The sequence below is a fragment of the Trichocoleus sp. DQ-U1 genome, from assembly GCF_039961925.1.
In the GTDB taxonomy this organism is placed as follows: Bacteria; Cyanobacteriota; Cyanobacteriia; order Cyanobacteriales; family FACHB-T130; genus FACHB-T130.
Genome location: NZ_JAMPKB010000144.1, coordinates 1 through 6,398 on the forward strand (window position 1 = coordinate 1; position 6,398 = coordinate 6,398).

Below are 6,398 nucleotides of genomic sequence, written 5' to 3' on the forward strand. Positions count from 1 at the left end.
TCTCCCGACCGCTTTATTAATGTAGCAACCACGAACCGCTTCTGTCAACTGTTTTGAAAAACTTTTTTGGAAAACTCTCAAAATCCCCAGCCGAGCAGCTTTTGGGCTAAGTTATTTGGACAAGCTTTTAGAAAAATTAGGGGAAAACTGAAGTGGTGAGTCCCAAGGCTGTTCTACCTCCCTCGATCGTATTAGACCCGATGTTACGCAGCTGGTTGTTGGAGGATGTCGGTCGCGGCGATCGCTCGAGTCAAAGTACGCGATGCAGATGGGAGGAGCGAGGAACCACCGGATGGAACTAGATGATGCTGTAATGATTAAGGATAATCACATTGCTGTAGCTGGAGGAATTGGCGAGGCGATCGCTCGTATCCGTAGGTAGATGGTGAATAAAGTGGCGACCTTGACTGACCTCCACTTTGATATTGGATCTTCCTGGCTACTCAATCGTTAGAAAAAGCGGCTTCTTTTGATGAGCGACCAGCGCATTACTAAGGAGGGGCTAGTTCTGAATTAAGGCTCAAGAACACCGCCGCTAAGAACTGAACGGAGGAAGTGTTGAGCCGATTGCAAGCCCTGACTCATTAGAAGTGCAATCGTGGTACCCAAATGATGCAAACTCAACAAACCCACACGTAGCTCTCAAAGTAAGCGTTTTGATAGCAAAAGTAGCAGATTAACAAGTAGCAGATGAAGACAATGCGGGGGAAAGCCACGGATGAATAAGAGTTTCTGCTTTAACCCTGTTGACCGCACTGTACAGCGACTTGAGTAAAATTGTCAAAATTGAACAAACTCCCAAGAAGCGGGAGAGCATTGTGAAGAGCTTAGCTTACCCCATCCTTCTTCAGATATTTTGTCCGAATGTCTGTTAGGATGAGTTTCTGCCAGTACATTCCGGTCTGTTGCTGGCGCATTGGAAAAAAGCTCATTTAAGCCATCCAACTGAACTACAAATTTCCTGCTCTTAGACTGGCCCCAGGCACTTGATTTGGGATAGGGGCATTACTAGGAGCGATCGCATCCATGACATTTCGTAACCTCGGTCTTTCAACGGACCTGCTTCGTGCTGTGGCTGACTCTGGCTATACTGAGCCAACCCCCATTCAGCAGCAAGCAATTCCCGCCATCCTGAAAGGGCAAGACATTTTCGCCAGCGCCCAAACTGGAACGGGCAAGACTGCTGGCTTTACCCTGCCTTTACTGCAACTCCTGGGTACTGCCAACGCCAACCAGGTGCATCGCAGACCTCGTGCCCTCATCCTCACACCTACTCGCGAACTGGCAGATCAGGTAAAAGATAGCGTCAAAACTTATGGAAAATACCTGTCGCTGCGAGCAGCAGCCATCTATGGCGGCGTGGGAATTAAGCCGCAAGTTCAAACGCTGCATCGGGGAGTTGATATTGTAGTCGCTACACCCGGTCGCTTGCTCGACCACGTTGGGCAAAAGACGGTCGATCTCTCGAAGATAGAGATACTGGTGCTGGATGAATGCGATCGCATGTTAGATATGGGCTTCATCCGCGACATCCGCAAAATTTTGGCAGTGCTACCTGCATCGAGGCAAACGCTGATGTTTTCTGCCACCTTCTCTAAACCGATTCAGCAGCTTGCCAGCACCCTACTAAAGTCTCCGACCCAGATCGAAGTAGCTCCCCGGAATACCGCCGCACAGCAGGTAGAGCAGGTGGTTCATCCGGTCGATCGCAATCGCAAGCGAGAACTGCTTTCTCATATGATCGGGTTCCACAATTGGCAACAAGTGCTAGTCTTCACCCGGACGAAACATGGAGCCAACCGTCTAGCTGAGCAACTTGCTCAAGATGGGCTGAAAAGCACTGCAATTCATGGCAACAAAAGTCAGGCAGCCCGTACCCGTGCTTTGCAAGACTTTAAGCAAGGAAAAGTGCGAGTATTAGTTGCCACCGATGTAGCATCACGGGGTCTAGATATCGATCAGCTCCCCCACGTAGTCAACTTTGAACTTCCTAATGTACCAGAAGACTACGTGCATCGCATTGGTCGCACAGGTCGCGCTGGTAACGAAGGAAGAGCGGTTTCCCTCGTCAGCGAAGATGAATACCCATTCCTCAAAGACATCGAACGATTGCTCAATCAAACCCTTGTGAAAGACGTGATTCCAGGCTACGAGCCAACTGCCCCAGTCCGGAAAGTGGTAGACCAAGCGAAAGGTCAGCGCGCAAATCAAGGGCGCAGTAACCGAGCAAAGTCCCAGGCACCATCCGCACCTACCCGCAGCAAAAAGCCCAGCGCACCAGGACGCGCTCGAAAAAGTCTGCACACTGCTTAAATTTCTGGCGATTGCCGCCTAGTTAAGGCGAGATACCCGGCTTTTTTAAAAAGTTGGGTATTTTTGTTAAGGGCTGACAATGTGGTTGGTAAGGGGTGCGGTGCGAAATACAGGTTTGCGATCGCTATTTGGCAATCGCTGTCAGTTAGTCATCAATGATAATTATGGGTGAATGGCGAGTTACGGTTGAAAAAGCTGCTTAAGCAATCGATGGAGGAACACCAATGACCGTTACCATTCCCATTCGTGCCATTGAACTCACTCCCGGTAGCACGATTAGCATTCATAACTTGTCTTGGCAGGACTTTGAACAGATTCTTACCGAATTGGGAGAAAAGCGCAGCACCCGCATTGCATACTACCAAGGAACGCTGGAAATCATGTCCCCTTTGGCACTGCACGAGCGCCCCCATCGCATTATTGCTGATATTGTCAAAGCTATCTTAGATGCTCAAGGGCGGGACTGGGAAGATTTTGGCTCAACTACTCTGAAGCAACCAGAAATTGCCGGAGTCGAACCCGATACCTGCTTTTACATCCAGAATGCCAGTCGTGTCTGGGGTTGCACCAATATGGATTTAGCGGTTTACCCACCTCCCGATCTCGCCATTGAGTCTGATGTAACTTCAAAGACTACCTTGAACGCCTACGAAGTGCTGCGCGTTCCGGAAGTGTGGATCTATCGGAGTCGCCAACTCAAGATTTACATTCTACAAAATGGTGGCTACACCGAATCATCCATCAGTGCTATCTTTCCCGATTTGCCGATTACCGAAATGATTCCCGAACTGGTGCAAAAAGCCATTGATGATGGAACCAGTCGGATGCTGCGCGAACTGAAAATGCAACTGGGTTAAGATCAGAAAAGATTTACCCCCGATCGCGCTTTTGAATCTCCCTGATTGGTGGTTAGCTAGCGGTGCAGTACAAAATACAGTTTGGCGATCGCTATTTGGTCTTGTTTAGTACATCCAATAATAAGCTTCAGTTTCATCATCGTTGTCGTATTCAGTCTGAGCATCATCTACTGAATTGACTTGCCGTGTTGAGTCATAAAAACTGACATTATTAGCTTTTAAAGTTCCAAAAAAAGCGTCTTTATTAACATGATCGCTTTTACCCAGTGAAGGAAGCCAACCTTTAATATTTGCTTCATAAGCCAGAAGCCAATTGGTTGAATATAACTCATCAATTGTCATTAATGATTTCCATCTAGTTAAATCTAACCCTTTTGGTATAAGTCCTTGCTCATGTAAGTCTAATGCAACTATAGCAACTACAGAATCTTCAATTTCAGAAATCTTCCGAGCCGCTTCCTCCTTTATAGGTATTTGTAATGTTTTACTTAGCCATAAAGCCCATGCAAGTTCATGGCTATGACTAAGTTTACTAGCGTTAACAATAAGTGCTGTAATAGTATCGCCTATTCTGCTCTTATCCAATTGATAATTGCCCTTCTCGTAGTAACTATATAATATTTCAGTTCCTGTTTCTAAGGCGCTTGGTTCAGCTATAATTGATTGTAAAATTAAAGATTCAAAAAGAGACCAATTCTTAGGAGATATAGGAATTGATTCATTGCGGATTCGGCTCAAAGAATATTTAATTACCTGTTCATCTGCAAATAGTTTAGAGTACTCAAATACTTGGTTAAAAAAACTTATGATTTCCGTGTTCTGTTCCCTCAGATCCGAACTAATACTATAACGTCTTATTTCAGAAACCCAAGCCGACTCTAGAGGCTCAGGAAGCTCGACAATAGAGGTTTTAGATGGATTTGTTTCAAGTTCAAATTCTTTAAGGATTTTATGAAGTTGAGAAAGCGCTTGTTCTGCCTCTGAGAAAGTATCAAAGTATAAATAATAGTCATCAATGAAACGGAATCCTCTCGGTTTATACTCTAAGCGTTCGCATAGCATTTTATCCATAATTGAACCAATAATTTCTGCTATGACGAAGGAAGAATCTGGTCCTATGGGTATACCTATACTTTGTTTATCCTGTGTATTGCGAACACACTCATCAATTAAGTCACCATACAAAGTATGTCTTTGGTTTCTTTTTAATTTGAGATTGTCTTTACATTGAGATTTTCCATGAATAGCCCAGGGAATGCTATGCGTGTAAATAGTAGAATAATAGCGTGAAATATCAGTATATAAACGATAGCGAGAGCCAGCCGCTTGTATAGCTCGTTCATTACTTAGTTGAACAGGCGGAGGAGAAACTGCTCTATTGATAGAATTGGTTAAAGGGGCGCTTATAGATAGATCGCAGCTTGAAATTGTTTTTTCTATTTCAGCCCAATTATTAACTAAAATTTGAGATAGTTTAATTTGACTAGAAGGATTGGGGATTCCTAGATTACGACGGAGATGTTTGACTTTAGGAAAGGAATAATAAAAACATTTGCTAGTAGTTGGGGATTGCTTGCTTTCCAAAATTTGCTTCACACGATCTAAATTCTGCGCCAGACTCTCAGTTGTGAACGCCGGAACTAGCTCTTTAGGAAAGAAGCCTTTTTTAATAAAATCTTGTATTGTAGGAGCTAGCTGAGAATTTTCATCTAACCCTGAAAATTCTTTTTCTGTTGAAAGATTAAGCTGTGTCATCGGTAGTAATATTAGCGTGAAGATATGCCCTTAGACCTTTTTGTATCTCTAAAAATCCGGGTCAACATAGCTGATTCGTCTCAGAGATACCTAGTTGATAAGCATAGCTAACACATCACCTAAGAGGCAGAAAGCTACTGCCGCCGTCTGGACGAAAATGAAGGTCACGAAGTTTACTGGCGACATTTACATAACCTAGCTTAGCTTACCATCCGTGGTGAAACTGGCATGACCTAAAGTCTGCTGCACCAGATATGTCATCTTCCCGATCGATCCTAATAAGGGTAGCCACCTTTGAAATCCTCTGATGTATGCTTTCTTCAAAGTATGGAAGTGGAACATCAAGACATGGTAGGGGATGACGCAACGAGATTTGCCTTAAAAACTGAACTCTTGCAGCGAGTAGAAGCATTAGGGCTACAGCAAGCCTTATTTCCATCTGATGAAGAGCCAATTGATGCAATTGTGCAACAGCTAGAGAAAATCAATTCCATCCCACAGCTACTCCACCCCAACCATCTGCCTACTCTACTCGGTAACTGGCAATTGGTGTACGCATCAAGAGGAACAGTTGTTACCCGTCAGCTAGCATCAATTCCAAATTTTGGGGGAACAATAAATATCAAACGGGTGTGGCAAAGGTTGGTGGCAGGCTGTACTAGGAAAATTTTTGCCTCTAACGGCGCTTTTCTTGACTTACCCCTGTTGGGAGAATGGCGGTTACAGGCTGACGGCGTTTGGATTTTGGGCGCGGATGAGAAGACAGCTAAAGTGACTTTCGATAGTTTTTCGATGCAAGCAACAAAGCTCTTTAGTAGGGAAAGCTGGAGTTTTCCTGAATTGAAAATCTCAGTGTTGGAATTCTTCCGCAATCAGGCAGAGTGGACAACCTCTTATTTAGACGAAGAAATTAGGGTAGGACGCGGTGCAACAGGCAATCTGTTTGTGTTTCGTCGCGAGTGAGTTGGGCGTTTTGAGCGATCGCGTTCTATCAACCAGAGCGATTATGGAGAATGCGATCGCTCTTGAGTCATATGCAATAGTTCAAGTCATCTGAAGCCCAATATCGAACGTACCCACGTAGCCTTGTGCATCTTGGGTTAGCTGAAGCATCAGTTCTTCACCACCATCTTGAAAAATGCCGTCTCCATCGTTCCTCTGGGTGCGCTGTCCCTTAGCAGCATAGGGAGACTGCGCGTAAATTTGATCCGTGAGAGCATCGTCGAAGTAAAGCTGCGAGGTAAACTCAGAACCACGCCCAGACGCAGAATCGGTGCGAATCTTAAAGTGAATGTGAACCGTTCTGCCTGGATACCAGCCAGGATAAATCGTCACAAACTCCGCAGTCCCATTTGCATCCGTCACCTGATAGCCGCGCAGGAATTTTTGCCCTTGCGTATCCCCGTTGAAGTCCCGAACATCGGAATACACCCCCAGCGCGTCGCAATGCCAAATGTCTACAGTTGCACCCCT

The 6,398-nt window shown here is 45.2% G+C and carries 4 protein-coding genes and 3 pseudogenes; 5 read left to right on the forward strand and 2 right to left on the reverse strand.

The annotated features are described in order from the left end of the window. Positions 1-253: 253 nt before the first annotated feature. The 4 genes and pseudogenes from NDI34_RS27380 to NDI34_RS27395 all read left to right on the forward strand — a co-directional run. Positions 254-376: pseudogene (locus tag NDI34_RS27380) on the forward strand (nicotinate-nucleotide diphosphorylase (carboxylating)); the annotation flags it as partial. A gap of 650 nt (positions 377-1,026) precedes the next feature. Next, positions 1,027-2,313 carry a DEAD/DEAH box helicase gene (locus tag NDI34_RS27385; protein WP_348234402.1) on the forward strand — a complete coding sequence of 429 codons (1,287 nt, stop codon included), beginning with the start codon at positions 1,027-1,029 and terminating at the stop codon, positions 2,311-2,313. A gap of 224 nt (positions 2,314-2,537) precedes the next feature. After that, positions 2,538-3,170: a Uma2 family endonuclease gene (locus tag NDI34_RS27390; RefSeq protein WP_348234403.1), complete on the forward strand. Its 633-nt coding sequence runs from the start codon at positions 2,538-2,540 to the stop codon at positions 3,168-3,170. A 1-nt stretch (position 3,171) separates the two neighbouring features. Further along, positions 3,172-3,270 (forward strand): annotated as a pseudogene (locus NDI34_RS27395) (nucleotidyltransferase family protein); the annotation flags it as partial. A 5-nt stretch (positions 3,271-3,275) separates the two neighbouring features. Here NDI34_RS27395 and NDI34_RS27400 read toward each other — a convergent pair. After that, positions 3,276-4,925: an RNA-directed DNA polymerase gene (locus tag NDI34_RS27400; RefSeq protein WP_348234404.1), complete on the reverse strand. Its 1,650-nt coding sequence runs from the start codon at positions 4,923-4,925 to the stop codon at positions 3,276-3,278. Positions 4,926-5,219: 294 nt separating this feature from the next. Here NDI34_RS27400 and NDI34_RS27405 point away from each other — a divergent pair, with 294 nt between their 5' ends. Continuing rightward, on the forward strand, positions 5,220-5,888 hold the full coding sequence (locus tag NDI34_RS27405; RefSeq protein ID WP_348234405.1) for a PAP/fibrillin family protein: 669 nt from the start codon (positions 5,220-5,222) through the stop codon (positions 5,886-5,888). A gap of 81 nt (positions 5,889-5,969) precedes the next feature. Here the strand turns inward: NDI34_RS27405 and NDI34_RS27410 are convergent. After that, positions 5,970-6,398: pseudogene (locus NDI34_RS27410) on the reverse strand (twin-arginine translocation pathway signal protein); the annotation flags it as partial.

Excerpts from the sequence above, each read along its gene's own strand:
- NDI34_RS27385 (WP_348234402.1), top strand. The coding sequence starts at position 1,027 with ATGACATTTCGTAACCTCGGTCTTTCAACGGACCTGCTTCGTGCTGTG.
- NDI34_RS27390 (WP_348234403.1), top strand. The coding sequence starts at position 2,538 with ATGACCGTTACCATTCCCATTCGTGCCATTGAACTCACTCCCGGTAGC.
- NDI34_RS27400 (WP_348234404.1), bottom strand. The coding sequence starts at position 4,925 with ATGACACAGCTTAATCTTTCAACAGAAAAAGAATTTTCAGGGTTAGAT.